The organism is Gilvimarinus sp. 1_MG-2023 (assembly GCF_030548285.1).
The window spans coordinates 1-272 of record NZ_JAUOSC010001009.1 but is presented as its reverse complement, the minus strand read 5'-3'; the positions used below and the strand labels follow the sequence as shown (position 1 = coordinate 272).

Below are 272 nucleotides of genomic sequence, written 5' to 3'. Positions count from 1 at the left end.
AGCCCGCACCGAGCCAGAAGCATTACCCGAGCTACACCAGCCGATACAAAAGTCTGCTGCAGCGTCCATTCCCGCGCCAAATAACACTGTCACATCAGCCTCAGAGGAGGCGCCTGCGCCGCAGTTACAGCCGGAAACCAAAACAGAGCTGCAGCAAAGACAAGCTTATTTAGAAGAAACGCAAAAGCAGAAATTGCAGGCGTTACTTAATCAGGGAATACAACTACAGGCGCCTGTTAAAACCAAGCCACAAACAGCGCAAGTGGTAATAG

Annotated in this window: 1 protein-coding gene; it reads left to right on the top strand. The window is 51.1% G+C overall.

The genetic code is table 11. The features are described 5' to 3' along the window. Nucleotides 1-272: hypothetical protein (locus tag Q4563_RS19930; protein WP_303605751.1), on the top strand; the 272-nt coding region annotated here is incomplete at both ends.